The sequence below is a fragment of the Sphingobacterium gobiense genome, assembly GCF_002980575.1.
Lineage (GTDB): Bacteria > Bacteroidota > Bacteroidia > Sphingobacteriales > Sphingobacteriaceae > Sphingobacterium > Sphingobacterium gobiense.
On sequence record NZ_PVBS01000001.1, the window covers coordinates 1,497,634 to 1,520,604 of the forward strand.

18 protein-coding genes are annotated in these 22,971 nt (G+C 41.3%); 10 read left to right on the plus strand and 8 right to left on the minus strand.

Translation table 11 applies throughout. From position 1 onward, the window contains the following. Positions 1 to 72 precede the first annotated feature (72 nt). Together C5749_RS06545 and C5749_RS06550 are read left to right on the plus strand one after the other, a co-directional pair. On the plus strand, positions 73 to 1,440 hold the full coding sequence (locus C5749_RS06545; RefSeq protein ID WP_105724114.1) for a PQQ-dependent sugar dehydrogenase: 1,368 nt from the start codon (positions 73 to 75) through the stop codon (positions 1,438 to 1,440). A 100-nt stretch (positions 1,441 to 1,540) separates the two neighbouring features. Continuing rightward, positions 1,541 to 2,494 carry an alpha/beta hydrolase gene (locus tag C5749_RS06550; RefSeq protein WP_105724116.1) on the plus strand — a complete coding sequence of 318 codons (954 nt, stop codon included), beginning with the start codon at positions 1,541 to 1,543 and terminating at the stop codon, positions 2,492 to 2,494. A 122-nt stretch (positions 2,495 to 2,616) separates the two neighbouring features. On the opposite strand, the gene C5749_RS06555 is transcribed toward C5749_RS06550, so the two are convergent. Further along, on the minus strand, positions 2,617 to 4,767 hold the full coding sequence (locus tag C5749_RS06555; RefSeq protein WP_105724118.1) for a catalase: 2,151 nt from the start codon (positions 4,765 to 4,767) through the stop codon (positions 2,617 to 2,619). A 225-nt stretch (positions 4,768 to 4,992) separates the two neighbouring features. On the opposite strand from C5749_RS06555, the gene C5749_RS06560 reads away from it, so the two are divergent. From C5749_RS06560 to C5749_RS06570, 3 genes are read left to right on the plus strand one after another with little or no spacing between them, the layout of a single operon-like run. Further along, positions 4,993 to 5,286 (plus strand): hypothetical protein, encoded by a 294-nt coding sequence (locus C5749_RS06560; protein WP_105725285.1) that lies wholly within the window; start codon positions 4,993 to 4,995, stop codon positions 5,284 to 5,286. Next, positions 5,286 to 5,657, plus strand: coding sequence for a hypothetical protein (locus tag C5749_RS06565; RefSeq protein WP_105724122.1), 372 nt, complete (start codon positions 5,286 to 5,288; stop codon positions 5,655 to 5,657). The genes C5749_RS06560 and C5749_RS06565 overlap by 1 nt, the downstream gene beginning before the upstream one ends. Beyond that, positions 5,657 to 6,799 carry a glutathionylspermidine synthase family protein gene (locus C5749_RS06570; protein ID WP_105724124.1) on the plus strand — a complete coding sequence of 381 codons (1,143 nt, stop codon included), beginning with the start codon at positions 5,657 to 5,659 and terminating at the stop codon, positions 6,797 to 6,799. The genes C5749_RS06565 and C5749_RS06570 overlap by 1 nt, the downstream gene beginning before the upstream one ends. Before the next feature lie 50 nt (positions 6,800 to 6,849). Here the strand turns inward: C5749_RS06570 and C5749_RS06575 are convergent, their stop codons facing one another. From C5749_RS06575 to C5749_RS06595, 5 genes are all read right to left on the minus strand, one after another. Then, positions 6,850 to 9,012 carry an amylo-alpha-1,6-glucosidase gene (locus C5749_RS06575; RefSeq protein ID WP_105724126.1) on the minus strand — a complete coding sequence of 721 codons (2,163 nt, stop codon included), beginning with the start codon at positions 9,010 to 9,012 and terminating at the stop codon, positions 6,850 to 6,852. After that, positions 9,009 to 10,124, minus strand: a complete 1,116-nt coding sequence (locus C5749_RS06580) for a glycosyltransferase family 4 protein (RefSeq protein ID WP_219847912.1) — start codon at positions 10,122 to 10,124, stop codon at positions 9,009 to 9,011. The genes C5749_RS06575 and C5749_RS06580 overlap by 4 nt, the downstream gene beginning before the upstream one ends. Positions 10,125 to 10,210: 86 nt before the next feature. Next, the gene (locus tag C5749_RS06585; RefSeq protein WP_105724128.1) at positions 10,211 to 10,717 is read right to left on the minus strand and encodes a pyridoxamine 5'-phosphate oxidase family protein; all 507 of its coding nucleotides are present in this window, start codon (positions 10,715 to 10,717) and stop codon (positions 10,211 to 10,213) included. Between the two features lie 61 nt (positions 10,718 to 10,778). After that, positions 10,779 to 11,939: a BaiN/RdsA family NAD(P)/FAD-dependent oxidoreductase gene (locus C5749_RS06590; RefSeq protein WP_105724130.1), complete on the minus strand. Its 1,161-nt coding sequence runs from the start codon at positions 11,937 to 11,939 to the stop codon at positions 10,779 to 10,781. Between the two features lie 39 nt (positions 11,940 to 11,978). Continuing rightward, positions 11,979 to 13,697, minus strand: a complete 1,719-nt coding sequence (locus C5749_RS06595) for a hypothetical protein (RefSeq protein WP_146113706.1) — start codon at positions 13,695 to 13,697, stop codon at positions 11,979 to 11,981. Positions 13,698 to 13,945: 248 nt separating this feature from the next. On the opposite strand from C5749_RS06595, the gene C5749_RS06600 reads away from it, so the two are divergent. After that, the gene (locus tag C5749_RS06600) at positions 13,946 to 15,058 is read left to right on the plus strand and encodes a Gfo/Idh/MocA family protein (RefSeq protein ID WP_105725288.1); all 1,113 of its coding nucleotides are present in this window, start codon (positions 13,946 to 13,948) and stop codon (positions 15,056 to 15,058) included. Positions 15,059 to 15,470: 412 nt separating this feature from the next. Next, positions 15,471 to 16,691, plus strand: a complete 1,221-nt coding sequence (locus C5749_RS06605) for a DEAD/DEAH box helicase (protein WP_105724135.1) — start codon at positions 15,471 to 15,473, stop codon at positions 16,689 to 16,691. Between the two features lie 18 nt (positions 16,692 to 16,709). Here the strand turns inward: C5749_RS06605 and C5749_RS06610 are convergent, their stop codons facing one another. Both C5749_RS06610 and C5749_RS06615 read right to left on the minus strand, forming a co-directional pair. Continuing rightward, a complete protein-coding gene (locus C5749_RS06610; RefSeq protein ID WP_105724137.1) occupies positions 16,710 to 17,129 on the minus strand; it encodes a DoxX family protein in 420 nt (139 codons plus the stop codon). A 99-nt stretch (positions 17,130 to 17,228) separates the two neighbouring features. Further along, positions 17,229 to 17,756: a Dps family protein gene (locus C5749_RS06615; protein WP_245893644.1), complete on the minus strand. Its 528-nt coding sequence runs from the start codon at positions 17,754 to 17,756 to the stop codon at positions 17,229 to 17,231. A 101-nt stretch (positions 17,757 to 17,857) separates the two neighbouring features. On the opposite strand from C5749_RS06615, the gene C5749_RS06620 reads away from it, so the two are divergent. The 3 genes from C5749_RS06620 to C5749_RS06630 all read left to right on the plus strand — a co-directional run bounded on the left by C5749_RS06620 (position 17,858) and on the right by C5749_RS06630 (position 22,939). Continuing rightward, on the plus strand, positions 17,858 to 19,543 hold the full coding sequence (locus C5749_RS06620) for an RluA family pseudouridine synthase (protein ID WP_105724139.1): 1,686 nt from the start codon (positions 17,858 to 17,860) through the stop codon (positions 19,541 to 19,543). 230 nt (positions 19,544 to 19,773) lie between these two features. Then, entirely contained in the window at positions 19,774 to 22,308 is a 2,535-nt protein-coding gene (locus C5749_RS06625; protein ID WP_245893645.1) for a DUF5686 and carboxypeptidase-like regulatory domain-containing protein, read from the plus strand. Between the two features lie 52 nt (positions 22,309 to 22,360). After that, positions 22,361 to 22,939 carry a Crp/Fnr family transcriptional regulator gene (locus tag C5749_RS06630; protein ID WP_105724141.1) on the plus strand — a complete coding sequence of 193 codons (579 nt, stop codon included), beginning with the start codon at positions 22,361 to 22,363 and terminating at the stop codon, positions 22,937 to 22,939. Positions 22,940 to 22,971 lie beyond the last annotated feature (32 nt).

A 22,971-nucleotide genomic window follows, 5' to 3' on the forward strand; every position in this document is an offset into this window, starting at 1 on the left:
AGAAACGTCCTTTAATGGGAACCATCCTCGTAAAAAATTGTTATAAAATAATAAGTAAACAGACAATAACATATGAAAAAGAAGATTGTATCTCGGACAAGATATTTAGCATTACTGTTACCGGCTATAGCCCTTCTAATTTCCTGCGGCGAGTCAGGCAACAGCGCCTCGAACGATAAGGATACATTAATCCGTGACGACGATACCAGGGCTATTACCAACGAATATGGCGCCGACATCAAATTAAAAGCACCTTTCGATACACCACCACAGAACAAATTTGCAAAGGTAATTGGCTGGGAGGGGGGAAATACGCCGACTGCACCATCAGGATATCGGGTAGTCGCATTCGCCCGCGACCTTAATAGCCCGCGCAACATTTATGTAGCGGATAATGGCGACATCTTTGTAGCTCAATCCCGCACAGAAAAAGAAGGAGAAGATCCTGAAAAAGAAAACTCGCGCAACGTCTTTCGTGATAAGAGTCCTAACGAGATACTGCGATTCCGAGATGAAGATAAAGATGGTATAGCCGAAAAGAAAGAGGTTGTTTTAAGTGACTTATCACAGCCCTATGGAATGTTGATAATCGATAATTTTTTCTACGTAGCAAACACCGACGCATTACTACGTTTCCCATATGATCCTTCGACAGGAAAAGTAACAAGGAAACCCGAGGAGATTATCTCGCTGCCTGCCGGGGGATATAATAACCATTGGACACGTAACCTCACTGCGAATAAAGATAAATCTAAGATATATATATCTGTTGGTTCAGGTAGCAATGTCGGTGAGAACGGTATGGACAAAGAAGTCGGCAGAGCGTTGATTCTGGAGATCAACCCAGATGGTTCAGACAAACAGATATACGCAGCAGGTCTCCGGAATCCAGTGGGCATGGATTGGGAACTGACTACTGGTCAACTATGGACCGCAGTCAACGAGCGTGATGAACTGGGTGACGAAATCGTGCCCGATTATATTACGGCAGTAAAACCAGGTGGCTGGTATGGCTGGCCATATACTTACTGGGGCAAGCATATTGACCCCCGGTGGGATTCCGAACACATTGAACATTTGGGATCTGCTCCGGATTCGTTAACCACCAAATCAATTACACCAGATTATGCTCTCGGCTCGCATACCGCATCGCTGGGTTTAGCATTTAGCAAAACGGTGACTTTCCAGGAAGGCGCCTATATCGGCCAACATGGGTCTTGGAATCGTTCCAACTTGGTCGGATATAAAGTCGTGTTCGTTCCATTTGAACAAGGCAAACCTGTAGGTAAACCTAAGGACTTCCTGACGGGTTTTATCGCCGATGAAGAGAAAGCGGAGGTCCGTGGACGTCCAGTAGCTGTCGTATTCACTCCACAATATATGCTAGTTACAGACGACGCCGCTAACGTCATCTGGGCCGTACTGCCGGAGAAAAAATAAAGTGATTTTGCATATACCAGCGCTTAACATACGGGCGCGCTTACAGTATATTGCGCATAAGAATCAATTTGCATAAGTTTGTGATATCAACACTTTATATATGAGATTTATTTCTATTCTATTCTTATTTATTGTAAGCATGTTGGGGCCCGGCGTTTCTGCGCAGACTGCCCGCATTTTTACAGATGTCGTTTATAAAACATCACAGGAGGGAAAATCGCTCTCCTTGGATATCTTTTTACCCGACCATAATTTGACCGCGGAGAAGACGCCCGTTGTCATCATTATACATGGCGGTGCTTGGGTAGCAGGAAACCGCACGTTAGAGACGCTATATTATATGCGGACTCTCAGAAAAGCATTAAATGACAGCGGCTTCGCAGTAGTAAGCATAGATTATACGTTATTGGATAAAGAAATACACTTTCCCGACCCCGTTATCGACTGTAAGGACGCTATACGTTGGGTACGTGCTCAAGCGGACAGGTATAATATCGACGGCGATCGGGTGGGTTTGTGGGGAGGCTCCGCTGGAGGCCATCTCGCTATGTTAGCAGCGTACTCTGATGATTCCAAATGGTTGGGAGACGAAAGCCTTATAAATTTTTCTGCACAAGTTAGTTGCGTGGTTGACAATTTTGGTCCCACTGATCTTAATGCTTTATTGCGTACAGATGCAGGAAAGCTAACTATTTTCATGTACAAAACCTTTGCAAGTAAACTGTATCCTCTTCGGCAAAAGGTTATCCACGCGTTAACAGGGTATACTTTAGAGGAAAATAAAGACGATGTATTGCAAATAGCAACAGAATACTCACCGTTGTATTATGTTGATTCAACTGCAGTCCCTACGCTTATCCTACACGGCACGAAAGACCGCATTGTGCCGATAAAACAATCTAAAGTACTAGCGAAAACTCTTACAAAATTTGGTGTACGCCATGAATTTATAAAGGTAAAAAATGGCGATCATGGGTTTAATAACATTCCTGAACAAGAAATTGATAAAATTGTAGCGGAGACTGTTATATTTTATGCCGAACATTTGCAATAAAACTTTCAGATCATCGAAACACGGTTCAGTATGAGCGAGTATAAAAAAATTGCCCGTATTAATACTACTGAATTAGTTGGCGAGCTATGCTCGCCAACTAATCTCACATAAACCAGTGCTGTTTAAACCGCTATGTGTGCGGTATGCGGTTCGCGCATCCAGTTTCGGTGTTTAGCCAGTGCGCTGGCGAACTGCTCGGGCGTACCATTCAATAAAATGGCTTCGTCATTGACAAAATCCTTTGCAGCCGAAAGCTGAAACAGTTCTTCAGCTTCTCCGTCAAAGGCAACCGTCTTACAGTGTTTTAACGTTTCATTTATAAATTTAAACACCTTTCCTTCTTCTTTAAGCTTTTGTATACTTCCCGCACCTCCAGGGACATACAAGGCGTCAAAAAGTACGCTTTCGGTTGTCATTAATGCGTGATCCACCTTATGCTCCCTGCTATCTGCGCTAGTTACGGTGCCGCCATGGGGTGCTATAAGTAGAAAACTCGCGTGTTTTAGTTCTTCCAGATACGTCTTCATTTTTTGTAGTGCTACCATATCAAACCCCTTCGCCACCAATACAGCAATTTTTCTGCTCTCTATAGTCGCAGCCGGCAACCGTTCTTGGCTGAGAGCCTCTGACTTTTCCAAATAATGTTTAACCGCAGGAGGTTCATGTTTGTGCGGATCTGCATCAGCACCAATGTTTTGATTTATCGGTTTTTCTATACCGGTCGGTATTTGCATCCCCAGCTTGTCTGCCACAGCGGTGGCTAACCGATTATCTATCTGTGACAAAAGCCACAACATGCGTTGTTTAATCGGATCTAACAGACATTTCCCCAATTCAAATGCATAAGCGTTAATCAAATGAGTCTGTTCCCACATTGTTAAACTCCTAAAAAACAAAGCCGGTTGCGAAAAATGATCGTTAAAGCTGGAACTCCTGTCCCTAATCTTTTTGCCGTCTATCCGCTCCTCAAAGGACGTAAACCCGCCCTCTGCCATCTTCGCTAAATGCGGGCATCCCCCACCTATTGTATTAGGGAAATACGCCGCTTTACCTTTGTTGATCGTCATGCGCATTTGCGCGTCGCGGTGGTTATTGTGCACTTCATTGACCGCACGGTTGATGGGTATTTCCCGAAAGTTAGGCCCCCCTAATCGAGACAGTTGCGTGTCCGTATAGGAAAAAAGCCGTCCTTGCAATAATGGATCATTTGTGAAATCGATACCTGGTACAATGTGTCCTGGATGAAAAGCCACCTGCTCGGTTTCTGCAAAGAAATTGTCTGGATTGCGATTCAATGTCATCTTCCCGATAATTTTTACAGGCACTAGTTCTTCCGGAACAAACTTTGTGGCATCCAGAAGGTCAAACTCATACTTGTGCTCATCCTCCGCAGGAATAATCTGTAGACCAAGCTCCCATTCCGGAAAATGCCCAGCTTCTATGGCCTCCCACAAATCTCGCCGATGGAAATCAGGATCTGCGCCGTTTATTTTTACGGCCTCGTCCCAGGTAACGGAGTGAACACCTAATTTTGGTTTCCAATGAAACTTGACGAAATGTGACTCACCTTGTGCATTTACCAGTCGAAAGGTGTGAATACCAAAGCCTTCCATCATCCGATAACTCCTTGGAATACCTCTGTCACTCATTGCCCACATATGATTATGTAACGATTCGGTAGCTAACGAAATAAAATCATAAAATGTATCGTGTGCAGATGCTGCTTGGGGAATCTCCCAGTCAGGTTCGGGTTTCACCGAGTGTATGATGTCCGGAAACTTCATCGCGTCTTGGATAAAAAATACGGGCGTATTATTTCCGACAAGATCAAATACACCTTCCTGCGTGTAAAACTTAACGGCAAATCCCCGTATATCTCGAGCCAGATCCCCCGAGCCTTTGCTTCCAGCCACCGTAGAAAATCTGACAAAAACCGGGGTTCGATTTTCAGTATCTGTAAAAATCTTAGCGCGAGTATAATTACTCATATCTTCATACAGCTCAAAGTAACCATGCGCGCCGGAACCGCGGGCGTGTACAATCCGTTCTGGAATACGTTCGTGGTCAAAATGGGTGATTTTCTCACGAAGTATAAAATCTTCTAACAGCGAGGCTCCTCGCTCACCAGCCTTTAGCGAGTTCGCGTCGTCGTTAATTTTTACACCTTGGTCCGTAGTCATCGGTTTACCTTCACTCGTGACGCTATTTTTCTGTAAATCGTTGATTTTAGAATGAAAGGGGCATCCAGAAGTTTCGTGTTCATTTTTTTTCATGATAATTTCATTTTTTATCTTTCTATTCCAATGAATTGTTTATACAGAAGAACATATGGTACACGGGAAAGTTTTCTTTAAATTATTTCCTTACTTATTTTTTTTCGAAGACATTCCATTCAAATCGAAATGGATGTCTGCTATAAGGCTTATTCATTGTTTTGTCCTATTAAATATTCGGGAATACAAGCATTTTTGCTAAGTTTGCCTGGAGTGGGTCAACATATGAAATATTTATTATCGGCACTTTGCTTGATCAGCGTGATATCTTGTCGCGATAGGCGCAGCGAACAAGTACTAGAACAACTGGATAGAAAGTCAGCCCGGGAGATCACTTTAAAAACGGTGACCAAAGGTGATTCCGTTCTGCATATAACCATACAACATATCTGGTATAACGGTGAGCAGATTACTTCTAAAAATGATACCATCGTAACGGCCATAGCGCCCGGTACCTGGAATACCATGGATTCATCTGCGACGTTGAGCAAGGTACCTATCTATGTAACTGTACAGTGATGAGAAAAACAGCAGCAAAAAGTATAAAATTGGTTTTAATTACTTCGGTACTGGCCTCCTGCGCGCAGCCCGAAGGTCAACGAAATAGCGAGGACAGGCAGCGTGTATTTATGCGTGCAGACACCACGGCCGCCTATACAGAAGTTACGGACAATTATACACGCGGACATTCGGGAGGTGGTATGGGTTCGGCCCTACTCTGGTTTATGGCTTTTAGACACTTAGGAGGTGGTTTCGGCTATGCTAATAATAGTCTGCATCCGCAATCAATAGCGGGTACGAACGCAGCAAAGGCGGCCGCCTACCAAGCTCAACGCGGCGGCTTTGGTCGTAACGCGGCTTCCTCGGCTAGATCTTCTTACGGTTCCTGATGCGAATCAAAAAATTACGTATCGATCCGAAATGGCAGTCCCGCCTAGAGTCCATAGGATATGGCTATCATACGCCAGACGGCGTTCCCTATTGGATGGATGGTTACTATTACGAGATTAGCAATCAAGATGCAGATCTGATCTACAAGGCTACTACCGAACTTTGGCAAATGTGCTTAGACGCTGTCGAGTACATTGTCCAGAACAAACGATATAAGCATTTTCATATACCACCTTTTATGATCCCTCATATTGAGCGGACTTGGAACGATGACGACCCTTCCATATATGGACGTTTTGATTTCGCCTATGATTCTTTGCATGGAGCGTTAAAGATGTTGGAGTTCAATGCGGATACACCAACGTCACTCTTTGAGACCGGTATTGTACAGTGGTATTGGAAAAATCATTATTTTCCAGAACTTACGGATCAGTTCAATAGTATCCACGAACAATTGATTCGGAGCTGGATAAAACTAAAGCCTTATCTTAAAGGGGGTATTTTACATTTTTCCTGTGCTAAAGAAACGCTGGAGGATCTTACTAATGTTGAATATCTCCGGGATACCGCACTTCAGGCTGGTATTGAAACCAAGCTTATCTATATTGATGATATCGGTTGGACTGGCAACGACTTCGTAGATTTACAAGGTGAACCAATTCTATCTATTTTCAAATTATATCCTTGGGAATGGATGACGCGGGAGGAATTTGGTGTGCATATTGTAAACGATCCGAACAAGACACAATGGATAGAGCCGTCGTGGAAAATGTTATTATCCAACAAAGCGATACTTCCAATACTGTGGGAGTTATTTCCAAATCATCCCCACTTATTAGCTACGTATTTTAAGGAACCGGCTCACCTGAAGCATTTTGTTAAAAAGCCCATCTTATCACGCGAAGGCGCCAACATAGAAATGTACTACGACAGTCAGATGATCTATCATACGGAAGGCGAATATGGCGGAGAAGGTTTTGTCTATCAAGAGTTGGCCAATTTACACCGGGAAGATACAGGTTTTTCTATTATCGGCAGCTGGATTATTGACCAAGAGCCGTGCGGTATAAACTTCAGGGAATCTGATATGCCCATTACGACAGATAAAAGCCGTTTTATACCGCATATAATTGGAAGGTAAACGATAATCTTTAGAACGCTCCTAAAAGATATGATTCTTTCAGGATTGAGTTAGTTTATCACGATCTCCCAATCATCCGGTTTATAGAGAATATTAAAACCTACCTCACCGTATTTCGACCGGTTGATGATTAAACCACACTTTTCATTCCCCAGTTTCAAATCAGTGAGACGAATTTCGTGGAGATAATCCGGAAGCACAATTCGATCGAAGGTTATTGTTTTATTTATCGCATTTATATCGATACGTAAACAAGACTGGAGCAGCATAAATACCGTACCAACTGCCCACGCCTGTGGTGAACAGGCAACCGGGTACGCCGTAGGTCCTATGCCTTGCCGTTTCTCAAAACCGCAATATAGTTCAGGGACCCTTTGCAACTCTATGAATAACGAGGCGTCAAATATGGCGCCCATAATTTTTAAAACATGCTTTTGTAAACCATACTTTGATAACCCGTAACCTATCAATGCGTTATCATGAGGCCAGATTGAGCCATTATGATAAGACATCGGGTTATACCTTCCCGATGATGATGACAGGGTTCTGACTCCCCATCCGCTAAACATATCCGAAGCAAGTAGCGTATCCGCAAGAACGGCAGCCTTATCGTCGTCAGCAATCCCCGTAAATAAGCAGTGTCCAGCGTTCGATGACCTTACCCTGCAAGGCTTTTTCTGACCATCGAGCGCCAAAACGAAACTAGATAAATCCGCATCCCAAAAACGCTCGTTAAAGTTCTTTTTTAAAACGGCGGCCTCATCATATAGTCTCGACGACTTATCTTGGTTACCAAGTACAAGGGCGAGCTTTCCAGCATGAAGTTTTGCACCATACACATAACTTTGAACTTCACATAGCGCAATCGGCGGGTCGGCAAGTTGATTGTTTTCGTGCATGATAGAATCAAAGGAGTCTTTCCAACCCTGATTCGTCAAACCATTTTTAGCTTTATGTATATATTCCACGAAACCATCACCATCGATATCTCCGTAGTTATCGATCCAATTGACCGCAGTCATAATATTCGGCCAAATTTGTTTAACTAAGTTCAAATCACCAGTACGATCATAATACATTCCCGCCAAGATAATAAACAAAGGCGTGGCATCTATTGTTCCGTAATATTGCTTAAAAGGAATCTCACCCGTATTCGCCATTTCACCGTTGCGCGCTTCATGGAGTATTTTTCCAGGTTCGGCATCTTTTTCCGAAATTAGGTCAACAGCCTGGTTTGCGGCCAAGAATAATAATACCCCTTTTGCAATTTCCGGATTGATCCATAAGATTTCCATAGCGGCGATTATCCCGTCCCTCCCGAACGGCGTATTGTACCAAGGAACGCCAGCATATGGATATTTTCCATAATCGGTTTGAGAAAGGAGCGATATAAAATCTTTTTCCGACCGATACAACCAATGGTTAAACTGTGTATTAGAAGTCTTAATCTCGGCGAACAAGGTTTTGCTTTGATTTAACTCAAACTGGTTTAATTCACTGGCTTCAGCATAGGACATAGCGTCTTTTTTCTCATCCCCCGTCAAGAAATGAATACAATACTGAATAGTTACGACCTTTTTAGAAGTTAAATTAACAGAAAAGACAGCTCGATTTCCTCCTAAGCTATATTCAGCGTCAGACTGGAAATAGATTTCAAAAGAACGTTTGATACCATCTAGTCCTAAATAAGTGGTTTCAAAATATTCATTGTGATCAACTGGGTACGCATTATGGGTATCTACTTTTCTTTTTATCCCTCTAATTTCAAAGATATCCTTAAAATCCCCGTCAAAATCCAAGCTTAAATCAAAGGAGCAATTTTCAGGCTCGTATTGGAGAATCTTGATTTCCTCGTAAAAAGCACCTTCCCGCACAAATTGATGCCTTTCGATATGAATAGAATTTTCCTGTATCTTGCATGCTTTTATCATGGGGTTTGTAAGATCTGCCGAGTAGATGGAATTTCCTTCTTTGATTGAGCCACTTAGTAAAAGAGGTTTCTGACCATTAAACTTTAATACTAATCTATTTATAAAGCGGGTACCCTCGTGGTAAATGCCCTGTACCATTTTTCCATAGGGATGGATATTCCCGGATCGGTCAAAAACCGCAAATGTATTGGAATAGTTTAACACCATATTTACCTCATCTGAATTAACGGCATCAGATGAGATGTGATATTCTTCTTCTTCTTGTGTTATTTCTTCTTTCATGCTGGTTTATTTAATCTTGGCATACTACGCCGATGGACGTTTTTGTATCTGTCTTTGACTAGAGAATGATACACATCAATATAGTTGTCTGCCATGTGAGCGGCTGTAAAACGTCTTTCAAAAACACGACGTATGTCCATTTTTGACAAATATTTTAATCGACTTACGGCTTCAATAGCTTCCGTTACAGAATCTACGATAAAACCAGTAACTTGATCTTCCATGATTTCTGGTACAGATCCTCTATTAAATGCAATCACAGGTGTCCCACATGCCATAGCCTCGATCATGACTAACCCAAATGGCTCCGGCCAATCTATAGGGAACAGTAAAGCCTTTGCACTACCCAGAAACTCCGTTTTTTGTTGTTCGCTTATTTCTCCGATATATTCAATTAAAGGATGATCTAAGAGAAATTTCACTTTTTCCTCATAATAGGCAAAATCAGTCTTGTCAATTTTTGCGGCAATCTTCAGTTTTGTATTCGTTGCTAAGGCAATTTCGACTGCTCTTTCCACACCTTTCTCGGGCGAAATCCGACCTAAGAAAGCCAAGTATTCACCTCTTCCTTTTCCTTGGTGATGAAGGTTTGTCGGAAGTCCATGATATATGGTTTTGACAAAGTTTCCTTGAGGAATTGGCAGACGCTGATTTTCAGAAATTGATATTAGGTTTTGATAAGGGAACGTATGATAGATATCCTGTAGCTCAGGGATATCCAGCCGGCCGTGTAAAGTTGTAACAGACGGAATTTCTAACATGTTACTGAACGGGAAATGAAGGTAATCGGTGTGAAAATGAAGGATATCAAATTCATTGATGCGCGTACTCAACTTTTCCATTTGGATAATATGATACGCTAATGGATCATTACAGTGTCGTTTTAACCGCAGCCCCTCATCGACGCAGGCAATCAATTTAGCTGTTGTACTAGAATCTCCTGAAGCAAACAACGTAACATCATGCCCTTGCCGAACTAATTCTTCTGTCAAATAATGTACAATCCGCTCCGTTCCGCCATATAACTTTGGAGGCAGTGACTCATACAATGGTGCAACTTGCGCTATCCGCAGGGCTCTCCTTTTAACCGTTTCACTTCTGTATTTATCCATCACTATGGTTATCTTTTCCTTATAAATAACCTAGCAAAACGTAAATAGTTCAATGAAATTATGACACCGTGTGCGACAATTGAATTTTATAAATTCAAATCGCCTTGCTCCCCGGTTTCGATGTTACTTCCCGTAATAGCACGTGCCGCCACTTTAAAAAAGGTTATCAATTTACTTGATTTCGTATCCCAATAATGAGCCTCATAAGGAACAACCTTAAGTACACGTATACGCGGATCTTCTTTTCCACGGTCAAACCAGCCTTCAACCATCTTATTCCAATATTTTTCTATCCGGCCTCTATCTTGATTAATTTCGGCCTCGCCGTTAATGCTCAGAAAGCTATAATTGCGGACGTCCGAATACAGCAAGCTAACTTTAGTCGTGTCCTGTAAGTGTTTGTGTGTCTCACTTTCCGAAGAAAACAGAAACCAAATATTCCCTTTTTCATCGACTTCCTGCCTGCTCATCGGAATGGCATGAATATAGTCGCTATCTTTTGGATATGTTCCCAACATGCCAATATCAATCTGATCGACGATTTTCTTTAACTTCTCTATCGCTTCTTGATTATAAAGATTTTCTGTACTCATAGTTGTGCTATTTAGTATACTATCTATAGAACAATGAAAAGTCTCTTTTGTTAAGTCTTTTTCACTTTATATTATCCGCAACCCACACTCCAGAGCTAAAACAAGCTTGTAATAAATAGCCTCCAGTGGGCGCCTCCCAGTCGAGCATTTCACCGACGCAAAAAACATTGGGGTACTTTTTCAGTGCTAGGGAACTAGACAGTTCGCCAAAAGAAACTCCTCCAGCGGTAGAAATGACCTCGTCAATAGGTCTAAAAGAAGTAACTTCAATAGGGAATTTTTTTATTGCAAAAGCTAATTTGGTAGGATTGGTATACGTTTTTTTATCCAAAAATTTCAGTAATTGTACAGCTGTTTGCGAGAATTTTAATTTCTCTTTGAGAACGGACACAACGTTCCCTTTATTTTCCAATTCCTTTTCGATGGACGCCATCGAGTGAGTAGGTTTTAAATCTAAAAACAGATGATTCGGAAAAGGATGCTGGCGCAGGAAACGATTTAGATAATATACGGGGGCTCCCTCGATACCGTATGATGTAAATACAATTTCACCCGACTTCTTGTGTTCCGAAAATTTTAACTGAATATTTTTTAGTACCTGGCCGGCAAGCGAAGAAAATTCATCTTTCGTGTTCATACCCGAATTAGCTGGTTCCAGTGTATTAATTTGAATGCCTTTTGCATTAAGAATATCTACCCACTTCGCATCTGAACCTGTTTTAGACCAAGATCCGCCGCCTAGTCCCAAAATTAGTTTATGATACGGGACTCGTATAAACTCTCCTTGATGAATGAAGGTAGCAACCTTCTCGTCAAAATCGACCATTTGATAGCCATAGTGTATTTTTACACCATCATATACTAATTTAGCGAGTATAGCTTGTAATACCTGTATGGGTTTTATTCCCTTTGCCGGAAATACCTTGCCGGAACTGCCGATAAACGTCGGGATTCGCAGTTTGCCAAGCCATTCCACAGTAGCCCTATTATCGAAATGTTTAATAATACGGCGGATTTCGATTTTATCATAATTCTGAATAAACGAATCGATATCTTCACTATGCGTAAGGTTAAACCCACCGTGGCCGGCCACTAAAAATTTACGTGCAGCGGCTTTATTCTGCTCGTAGATGTGCACTTCAAACCCCTTTACTGCCAATTGTTGCGCGGCTATCAGCCCTGCCGGTCCCGCTCCAACAATAACAATAGGTGATTTTGACATGCCGCAAAAATACGCAAATCTCTCTTAACCGGATAGCTATTACTCCCTTTCTTGCAGTTTCCGTTTACTGCTTTCGCTCAAACCTACCGTTTGTTGCAAACCTTCCTGAAGACTCTTCCAAATGGTTTTAAAGTGAGAATATTCGGGAACACGCTCATAATCTATCTCTCCTATGTGATACACTTCATTTGCATCCGGATTGCTATCATTGATTAAAAGCTGGTTGATTAAAAACGTGAGGATACCGCGCTTTCCTCTTTTATTGCTTTCCGCACCGGGAGGATATAAAAGATTCACTTTAAGTTGCTCATAATCAAAATAGAGTTTACCCCAATTTCTGTAGTCATTTCCCTGCATGTCAAAACGTATGCGACGCACGTTCCCGGAAGCAAACTGGAGATTAAGCAACGGCGTAATTATACGGTTGAAAGCTGATACTTCCATACTTCCTAATGTTCCAGCATAAGAGTGACGACCATTTTTGCTCAGCATATCGAAGCCAAATACGGCATGCAATCTTCCTGATCCCATTAGGTTTGCTTGCAAATCTGCTCGCATGAATTTATCCTTTTCCAGTTGACTTGTATCGTTAGCGACATTGGTAATATGACCATGTGCCTGTTGAAAAGTAATCACGCCTTCACGATGGTACTTCCCGCTCAGCTCGTGATAGGAAACATCTACGTTTTCTACAAAAACTGTATCAAAGTAAAGAGGCAGATTAACGGCCATTATTTTTTGATGCGGAGCCTCTCCTATCTTATTTACGTTATCTTTTTGAAAGCGCTTATCTTTGTGAAATGAGGCTATACCTCCGTCCACATGTACGTATATAGAGGAGATCCGTTGCCTATCAAACATGTCTCGGAACCGGATCTTTTCCATTCGAATAGTATCAAAGTTTAGAAAAATCAAAGCTTTATTCTCCTTATCATTTCGGAAATAATCTACTTTGCTGATCTTCGGTGACAAGTCGATTTTCGTCAATAACAGTTGATCCTCCCTACTGTCCATCATCAAACGATCAAAACTTATCCTATAAGGGCTGGTCGGAATCTCGTATTCAAATTTTGGAATATCTATCTGTAAGGCTTTGAAATAATATAGACGTGCGGAATCCTGTGCTGCGTTTTCATCTACCAGGATATCATAAAACCGGAATTGTGTACTGTCGACTTTTATCACGTTCGTGTTACCGCTTTCTGTCTTTGAATACACGATATTAAAACGGTCTAGACTCAGTTTGTCTACCTGTATCGATTTGAAGGTATCTTTAATGCGATCATACAACGAAGTGGCGCTATCACGCTTAACTGCATCGTTATAAGCATGGGATTCATTCAGCACGAGCAAGTCCGCTCCGCTCAATGTAACATGTTTGATAAATAACTTTTTGCGTATCAAAACAGACCAGAGGTTCACGCCTTTCACTTCTAAGGATTCTAATTTAACATGGAAACGGCTGTCTGACGCGGTCTTTGACGCAATCTGTTCACGGTAAACTGTGGAATCAGAAACGAGTTCCGCATTTTTCAAACGGACAGTACCTGTTAGGATATGCAGTTCCATATCGTCATAAGTCAACGTGTACAGCCCCTTGCTCCTTTGTTGGACAACTCCTTCCAGTTTGGCTTTGATTTTGGGCTTCCAATTACGTACGTAGTATGCACCTAGCGACAATGCTACTATAAGCACTAATAACAGAATCCCTCCTACCCACATCCATGTACGGGGTATTGAACGTATATTATTCATCATCCCGCTTAGCCTCATCTGGGTTTACGCGTTTCTTTCCTTTTTTGGCTCCTGATCACGAAGAAAATTCCAAGTGCGATAAACAGGACCGCAAATATAATCGGCAACACCATAGTCTTAATCTATTTTTAAATAAACATATTGAATCACAAAAAGGTTTAGATTATTCGATTTTACATAGAAACCCACTTCTAAACCTTTTCTTCTTTTTATTGTTAATTATAGGTGATAGAAAACTAAACTCAATCCCTATGCGTACACGAAGAGAATTTCTTCAGAAGATTACCTATTCAGCCATGGCGTTGCCTTTACTCCCTTCCTGGCAATTTGGCTCATTCGGTGTTGACAACGAACCCTATGACGGTCCGGTTTTACGAGTGGCTATCATGGGGCTTGGTGGATATGGAACACGCGTAGCAGAAGCTATGAAAGCGTGTAAGAAAGCTAAATTGGTGGGCGTAATCAGCGGTACGCCTGCCAAGATCAAGGAATGGCAATCAAAATACCAAATTCCAGAGAAAAACTGCTACAACTATGAAAATTTTGACGACCTAAAGGACAACCCCGACATCGATGCCGTGTATGTAATTACTCCCAACGCTTTGCATCACGATCAAGTTATAAGAGCCGCAAAAGCGGGGAAACACGTAATCTGCGAAAAGCCAATGGGTCTGAATGCCAAAGAAGGCGAAGAAATGGTTCGGGCATGCAAGGAGGCAAAGGTCAAGTTATTGGTTGGGTATCGTCTGCATTTTGAGCCGAAAACGCTCGAAATTGTCCGCATGAGACGAAACGGTGATTTCGGAAAAATCCTTTTTTTTCAAGGACAATGCGGTTTTAGGATAGGTGATCCTAACCAATGGAGATTGGATAGAGCCTTGGCTGGTGGTGGTTCCTTAATGGATATTGGCATTTATGCTGTCAACGGTGCTCGCTACATGGTCGGGGAAGAACCCATATGGGTAACCGCACAGGAAATGAAGACAGATCCGGTAAAATTTAAAGAGGGTGTAGATGAAACGATATTATTTCAGTTTGGTTTTCCAAGCGGTGCTGTATCTTCCTGCCTGTCTACCTACAATATGAATAACCTCGATCGATTTTTCTTAAACGGGGAAAAGGGGTTTGCCGAGATGCAACCTTCCACCGGTTACGGACCTATAGCGGGAAGGACGCATAAGGGTAAGCTCACACAACAGCATGTTACCCATCAAACATTACAAATGGAGGAAATGGCGTCTATTATTTTAGAAGACAAAGAGTCTATTATACCCGTTGATGGCGAGGAAGGCTTAAGAGATTTAAAAATAATAGACGCTATCTATAAATCTTGTCAGACTGGCGAGAGAGTCGAATTAGTATAAACGCCCGTCCACCCCGCGATTTCCGCGGGGCTTCTGAGCGATCACTCGATTACTAAACAACAAAATGAAACAAACTTATGTCCGCTAGAAAAAGCGAACGGAATATTTTTTAACCTAGAGGCGGATTCATATTATACCCCTGATGATTTCTTTGCTTATAACATAGATTGCTTACTTGGAATAAACAACGATAAACATACGAACAAATTATGATTTTTCCAAAAAAATCATAATTTGTTTAACACAAAAATTAAAAACAACGATTATTATTAATGAAAAACAAATTAAATTGATAGATCAACGAGCGGGTATGGTATGCCTATGGTGAAAAAAGTCTTTAAAAAGATACATCTTAAAATTTGTTTGATCCGAATTATTACGCTATTTTTAGCCAAAATGAATAATTAAGATATTGAAATTTATTGAATTTGGTTTCTCTCCCACATTAGAGGAGGGCCTTGATAGTATGGGGTTTGAAGAAGCTACACCCATTCAAGAACAAACAATTCCGGTTATTTTAAACGGAAAGGATATTATCGCTTGTGCACAAACAGGTACAGGTAAAACAGCTTCTTATCTCTTGCCTCTATTGAACAAAATAGCTGAGAATCCTCGAGAACAGATTAATAGCCTTATCCTCGTTCCTACCCGAGAACTCGCCGTACAAATCGACCAACAGATTATGGGGTTTGGGTATTTTACCGGAGCCACTTCTATATGTGTATATGGTGGCGGAGATGGTGCGGGTTACGAACAGCAAAGAAGAGCTATTCAAGAGGGAGTAAACATCATTGTTGCAACTCCGGGTAGGCTTATCGCCCACATGGGATCGGGGAAGGTAGATTACAGCCATTTGGAACACCTCGTGCTAGACGAAGCAGATCGTATGCTGGATATGGGATTTCATGATGATATCATGCGCATTATTAGTGCGTTGCCCAAAAAGAGACAAAGTCTATTATTTTCGGCAACAATGCCTCCAAAAATCCGAACGCTGGCAAAGAAGATACTTCACCAGCCCCTAGAAATTAACGTGGCTATTTCTAAACCCTCTGAAGGAATCGACCAACAAGCATATTTGGTATATGATGAGCATAAAATGGAGCTTATCAAACATATCTTAGATAATCCTGCTTATGAGAGTGTCATTATTTTTGCTTCCAAAAAAGACATCGTTAAAAGGTTAAACAAAGAATTGGTTAAAAAGGGAATTGTCGCAGAAGGTTTCCACTCGGATCTGGAACAAGTACAACGGGAAGATATCATGCAACGATTTAAGGCAAGAAGAATAAGGGTACTGGTGGGTACGGATGTTATTTCCCGAGGTATCGATATTGTTGGGATTAGCTTGGTCGTGAATTACGACGTACCTCCTGATCCGGAAGATTATGTACACCGGATTGGGCGCACGGCACGAGCAGCCACCACGGGTACCGCCATTACATTCATCAACGAAAAGGATCAAAATCGATTTGCCCGTATCGAGCAATTGATAGAAAGGGAGATACCGAAAACACCATTGCCTTCTGGTTTTGCAGAAGGTCCTTCATACGAACCACGTAAGGGAACCAAAAAGAAAAATAACAATCGGAAAAAGCCTTTTCGGAAATTTCCTAAACGCAAAACGGAATAATCCGTTTTGCTTCTACCTTTACCTTCTACGCTTGAAAATCAGGTAGTCCAAACTGAATTTGCCCGGGCCCAATGTTAAAATCGAGAGATAACCGATAAAAAAAGCAGTGGCTAATTCATACTCCCCAAATAATTCCCAGTTATGGATAGATAAAGCTATCAGCATAGTCGCCAGTAAAGGGATTGTGGCCAAGCGGGTGAACAAACCTAGAATCAATAGTACCGAACAGAAAAACTCTGCGAATACGGCTAGGCCCAATGACACCGAACTGCCTAAACCCAATATATCAACAAATCCGTCTTTACGTTCATTAAACTCAACTAGCTTAGCATAGCCGTGGTAAGGAATCATCAAAATACCAAAACCTACCCGCAGGATAAACGCCGCAAAATTGCTAGATTTTGTTCCTTTCTGGACGGTTAGAAAAAATTTCTTCATATAACAGGATTATGTCATGGTAAATATAACAAAAATAGAGACGCAATAATACTCTTCATAGTAAATCGTTTGCGTCTCTATTAACGACAGTAGATCACATTAACGCAGGTGTGCACGTAGCATCCATGCGGTTTTTTCGTGTGCTTCCATAATACCAACCAAAAAATCTTCCGTTCCGGCATCGTTATGCTTTTCACCAACCTTGTCTATCTGCTCACGAATGGATACGATAATAGCTTCATAATCTGATAATAGTTCTTTTATAAGCCCTTGACTATCGTTTTTCTTATAACGTCTCTCTGTCAACTGGGTCAGTTCGAGAAATTCTTTCATGGTACCCACCGCATAATGACCAATCGAACGAACACGTTCTGCAATTTCATCAATGGTTTCCGCCAATTCGCCATACAGACCTTCAAAAAACAAATGCTGGGAATGAAAATCAGGTCCTTCCACATTCCAATGGGCATTCCGGATTTTCACATACAACACATGTTCGTCGGCCAATAACTTATTCAAAATGGCCGCAACAGCATTTGAGTCTTTTTCTTTAATACCTATGCTAGCCGAGGTCGCTAAAGCTTTTTCAAGCACAGTTGTGTCTGTTTCTTCCATATCCGTTTTCATATTTAAAAATTTAAGTAAAATTATGTGTTATTGAGATTAACACAATTTACGGCTTTTTGTTGGTTTTTTTCTATTTTTGCAGCACAAAGTTTTTCATCCGCATGGTTGCCAACAGCCCTACCTTTTTTCATCATTTTCAATCGGATATTACCGCACTACCAAAGCCCCAAGTGTTCACTTTTCCTTTTTGTTATGAACCTGATGAACTCAGTAAAATAGCGGCTGAAGAATTACAGGCCTATCTCGAAAAGCAACAGGACTTTACGCACAACTTTGGCTTACAGAAAATGGAAGGTTCTGCCATTGGTAAAATGTTTGGTGTGTTAGTAGTGGAAAATGAAGACGGTCAAATGGGCTATCTGGCTGCGTGTTCGGGAAAACTTGCGGGCACGAATCAACACACCTATTTTGTACCGCCTATTTTTGATATGTTGATAAAAGAGAGCTTTTTCTTACGAGAAGAAGAACAAATCAACGCACTAAATCGAAAAATTGAAACCTTGGAAGGCTCTCCCGATTTCCCGGCACTTCTCCAGCAGCTCAAAGAAACACAGCAACAGGCTGACGAAGAGTTAAGAACTTACCGTCTCCATATGAAAGAGGAAAAAACAAAGCGGAAAAAAATAAGAACGGAAAGCAAGGAGATACTGTCGGTCGCTGAATATCGATTGTTGGAAACCGATCTCATCAAACAAAGCTATCGTGACCAACATGAATACGCGGTCCTTAAAAGTAAATGGAAAGGACAACTCGAATCTATTGAAATATTAATTCAGGATAGGCAACAGGAAATAGAAAGTTTAAAAAGCAGTCGTAAATTAAAGTCTGCTGCGCTGCAACAGCGATTATTTGAGCAATATCAATTTTTGAATGCCCGAGAGGAAACGAAAAATGTGTTAGCCATTTTTGCCGAGAGCAAACAGCCTATTCCTCCGGCAGGTGCTGGCGAGTGCGCAGCCCCAAAATTGCTTCAATATGCATACCAGCATCAATTAAAACCTATCTGTATGGCGGAATTCTGGTGGGGAGTTTCACCATCTTCCGAAGTTCGGAAACACAAAAATTTCTATCCCGCATGTAAAAGTAAATGTGAGCCCATATTATCACACATGCTAAAAGGTTTACAAGTGGCGCCCAATCCGATGCGCATAAATCCAGCATTCGGACGTACATTTGACATCATTCACGAAGACCACGATATTATCGTCATTAATAAACCGTCGGAGTTTCTCTCTGTTCCGGGCATCCATATTACCGATTCAGTCTACACCAGAATATTAGAACAATATCCGGAGGTTTCCGGTCCAGTCATTATCCATAGGCTAGATATGTCTACATCCGGTATTCTGTTAGTAGCCAAACATAAAGACGCACATCAATTTATTCAACAACAATTCATACAACATACTATCATAAAAAGGTATACTGCTATACTAGATGGGCTAGTGAACCTAAAAAACGGACTTATCAACTTACCCCTTCGGGTCGATTTAGATGATCGCCCGCGACAAGTAGTGTGTTACAAATTTGGCAAACCGGCACAAACGAAGTTCGAAGTACTTACTCATGACAGTGGGCTTACCCGTATCCATTTTTTTCCATTGACCGGCCGTACACATCAACTTCGTGTACACGCCGCCCATCACCTAGGACTCCATACTCCCATACTGGGTGATGATCTATACGGACAACGGGCAAACAGACTGCACCTCCATGCCGGTCATATCCAATTCGTTCATCCTAGAACCGGAAAGCTGACAACCTTTACAGCAGAAGATCCTTTCTAAGGACCAACTATTCCCTAGTTTATCAAGAAAAAGTCACATTCTTCCCACGTCACGCTTCATCCTTCAAAATCATTTAAAGTATTACTACTTTTGTTCGACTTCCTTAAAAACTGACTTACAAAGTTCAAAAGTCAGCCGCAAGGTTTATAAAGAGATATACTATGTCAGGTTATCGCGTAACGTCAATTACCAACAGGCTGTTAGCCTATAGATTAAAGCTCGGAATGCTTATGGCATTCATTTTTGTTTCCGTTTTATCTTTCGGACAAACCCTTCATTTAAAAGGAAATGTAATGGATGTAACCAATAAAGAACCAATTGGTTATGCCACCGTCGCAGCGGTAGGATCCACAACCGCAGCGTCGACCGACGATAATGGGAATTTCATATTAAAAGTCGAACCAAATTTTTCCAAAATCCGCATTTCCTTCGTGGGCTACGAACCCCAAGATGTAAGCATTAATGGCGAAACGTACCAAGAATTAACAGTTTACCTGGTTCCGGAGGAACACACGATTGAGACTGTAAATATTACAGCTCCGAAACGAGCCAAATATTCAAACAAGAACAATCCAGCTGTCGAACTGATCCGAAAAGTTATCGCCCATAAAGATGAAAATCGAATTGCTTCCTACGAATATGCTGAATATCGCCAATATGAGAAAGTCTCCTTAGGCCTGAGCAACTTATCTGAAAAATTCAAAAACAGAAAAATATTTAAAAATTATCAATTTCTGTTTGAAAAAGAAGATGTAGAAGCCGGAAGCAGCACAAGAGGCTACACGCTCCCTGCCTATATAGAAGAAAGGTTGTCGCAGGTATATACACGTAAAAAACCAAATACGACGAAGCAGTTAATTTTAGCAGAACAACGCGCACAATTCGACCCTAAATTTGTGGACAATGACGGTTTGAGCGCATACTTCAATAAACTCTACCAAGATATTGACATCTATGAGAGCAATATCGAATTGGTAACAAATCAATTTTTAAGTCCGATTGCTGGATCATCACCGACGTTTTATAGATTTTACATCACCGACACCGTTAAAACAGAAACCCCTTATTTGGTAGAATTAAGTTTCTTTCCGCGGAATAGAGCCGATCTTCTCTTTCAGGGGAAATTATATATTACGCTAGATGGGAAATATGCGGTTAAGCGTGCTGATCTCAGTGTATCCGACGACATCAACCTCAACTTTGTCCGTGATCTGGATGTCAAACTCGACTTTGAACAGGACAGCAATAACCGTTATTATCTAAAGACAAGTTCTTTAGGATTAGATTTCTCCCTAACTAATAAAGGTACAGGTATCAAAGGTAACCGTACGGTAAATTTCAATGACTTCCGAACCGGTGTCGCTCAGCCCGATAGCGTTTATGCAGGTCCATCGGTCGTAAAAGTTGTTCAAGAAAAAGACACAACATTAAATGAGACATATTGGGCAACCCATCGTCCGATTGCGTTGAAGCCCACTGAACAAAACATATATCGCAATATCGACACTTTACAGCTTATTCCCTCCTTTCAACGCTTTATGGACATCAGTGCCTTAGTGCTCTCTGGCTATAAACAGGCGGGTCCCGTTGAGATTGGCCCTGTCAATACGTTTTATAGCTTTAATCCGGTAGAAGGTTTTAGGTTGCGCCTGGGTGGACGCACGACGGATAGACTAAGTAAACGATTTTATGCCGAGGCTTATACTGCCTATGGATTAAAAGACGAAAAATGGAAATATTTCTTGAGCGGAACATACGCCCTCAACAACAAATCGGTATACACATTTCCTCAACATTACCTCCGGGCGTCCATTATGCGAGATACGAAAATCCCGGGACAAAATCTGGAATTTGTCCAAGAGGACAATTTTTTGTTATCATTTAAACGAGGTGAGAACGAGCGTTATCTTTACAACGATATCTACCGTCTGGAATATAAGCGCGAGTTTGAAAACAATTTCTCCTACCTCATCGGTTTATCGAAATGGAGACAACAACCAGCTGGCATATTGTCGTACCAAATGTTGGACGACCACGGAAATAACAGATTGTTCGACGAACTCAACACCACCGAACTTTCCGTCAGTTTGCGCTACGCACCTCATGAAGAGTTTTATCAAGGGAAATTGTACCGCACGCCTATATATAATAAATACCCCATCTTTTACCTTAATTATGTCGCCGGCCTTAAAGATGTTTTAGGAGGAGAATACGATTATCATAATTTCACTTTAGGAGCAGATAAGCGCTTTTATTTTTCACAACTCGGCTATGCTGATGTGAATATAGAAGGAAATTATATTCTTGGCGATCATATTCCTTTTCCATTTTTGAATATCCATCGGGCGAACCAAACATATGCTTATCAGCTTCGGTCTTATAATCTTATGAATTTCCTGGAATTTGTAAGTGACCGTTCTATCTCCGCAAACGTACAATATTATATGAACGGGTTTCTGTTGAATAAAGTACCCTTGATAAAAAAATTAAAATGGCGTGAGGTGTTCAGTATCAAGACGATTTATGGCGATTTACGTAATGAAAACAACCCTGCTTATACGAGCAATGTACTTCAGTTTCAAAAGAATGAAGATAATGAAGCAATTACATATGGATTTAAGAGCAGACCTTATGTAGAAGCTAGTGTGGGCTTAACCAACATCTTTAAATTTATTCGGGTAGATTACGTCAAGCGGCTTAATTATCTTGACCAACCCGACGTACCGAAACACGGTATCCGAGTCAGGGTGAAGTTTGATTTTTAAATGGTATGCGTTTTGTTTTAAAAAAATTCTATTTTTAAAACAAAAACCTGCTATGTACCCAGACAAACTTCGCCTAGTTTACCAATATCCGACCATGTCCTATGCTGATATTGATCGGATTATAGAACGGCATGAAAAAGTCTCCTTTAAAAAAGGTGATCTGCTATTGCGTGAGGGGCAAATTAGTGATTGCTACTTTATATTAGAGGAAGGTATTGCCCGCTCTTTCGTTCATGATTACGAAGGTAACGATATCAGTACTAATTTCTTTTGCCCCGGTGAAGTTGTTATTGAAGTCGCTTCTATATTTCACCATATCCCTACACAAGAAAATATTGTATGCATAACGGATTGTACATTGTGGAAAATAAAACTCGAACAATTCCAAGATTTGTTCGAGACTATTCCTGCGCTGGCGGAGTGGGGACGTGCCTGGATGGCTTATCAACTACTTATTACAAAAAAAAGAGCCATAGACATCATCAGCCTATCGGCGATAGACCGTTATAAACAACTCCTAGACGAGAAACCACTTATCTTTCAGCAAGCACCATTAAAACACATCGCGACTTTTTTGGGTATTACCGACACCTCCCTCAGTCGTATCCGAAAAGAACTGGTAAGTAAATAGCCCCTTTTAAAAACTTGCCCTACGAAAAGTAA

Bases quoted from the DNA above. Each gene is read 5' to 3' on its own strand.
- C5749_RS06560 (WP_105725285.1), top strand. From the start codon at position 4,993: ATGAAATATTTATTATCGGCACTTTGCTTGATCAGCGTGATATCTTGT.
- C5749_RS06625 (WP_245893645.1), top strand. From the start codon at position 19,774: ATGGCATTCATTTTTGTTTCCGTTTTATCTTTCGGACAAACCCTTCAT.
- C5749_RS06615 (WP_245893644.1), bottom strand. From the start codon at position 17,756: ATGAAAACGGATATGGAAGAAACAGACACAACTGTGCTTGAAAAAGCT.
- C5749_RS06555 (WP_105724118.1), bottom strand. From the start codon at position 4,767: ATGAAAAAAAATGAACACGAAACTTCTGGATGCCCCTTTCATTCTAAA.
- C5749_RS06580 (WP_219847912.1), bottom strand. From the start codon at position 10,124: ATGGATAAATACAGAAGTGAAACGGTTAAAAGGAGAGCCCTGCGGATA.
- C5749_RS06595 (WP_146113706.1), bottom strand. From the start codon at position 13,697: ATGATGAATAATATACGTTCAATACCCCGTACATGGATGTGGGTAGGA.
- C5749_RS06620 (WP_105724139.1), top strand. From the start codon at position 17,858: ATGGTTGCCAACAGCCCTACCTTTTTTCATCATTTTCAATCGGATATT.
- C5749_RS06575 (WP_105724126.1), bottom strand. From the start codon at position 9,012: ATGAAAGAAGAAATAACACAAGAAGAAGAAGAATATCACATCTCATCT.
- C5749_RS06590 (WP_105724130.1), bottom strand. From the start codon at position 11,939: ATGTCAAAATCACCTATTGTTATTGTTGGAGCGGGACCGGCAGGGCTG.
- C5749_RS06630 (WP_105724141.1), top strand. From the start codon at position 22,361: ATGTACCCAGACAAACTTCGCCTAGTTTACCAATATCCGACCATGTCC.
- C5749_RS06570 (WP_105724124.1), top strand. From the start codon at position 5,657: ATGCGAATCAAAAAATTACGTATCGATCCGAAATGGCAGTCCCGCCTA.
- C5749_RS06565 (WP_105724122.1), top strand. From the start codon at position 5,286: ATGAGAAAAACAGCAGCAAAAAGTATAAAATTGGTTTTAATTACTTCG.
- C5749_RS06610 (WP_105724137.1), bottom strand. From the start codon at position 17,129: ATGAAGAAATTTTTTCTAACCGTCCAGAAAGGAACAAAATCTAGCAAT.
- C5749_RS06545 (WP_105724114.1), top strand. From the start codon at position 73: ATGAAAAAGAAGATTGTATCTCGGACAAGATATTTAGCATTACTGTTA.
- C5749_RS06600 (WP_105725288.1), top strand. From the start codon at position 13,946: ATGCGTACACGAAGAGAATTTCTTCAGAAGATTACCTATTCAGCCATG.
- C5749_RS06585 (WP_105724128.1), bottom strand. From the start codon at position 10,717: ATGAGTACAGAAAATCTTTATAATCAAGAAGCGATAGAGAAGTTAAAG.
- C5749_RS06550 (WP_105724116.1), top strand. From the start codon at position 1,541: ATGAGATTTATTTCTATTCTATTCTTATTTATTGTAAGCATGTTGGGG.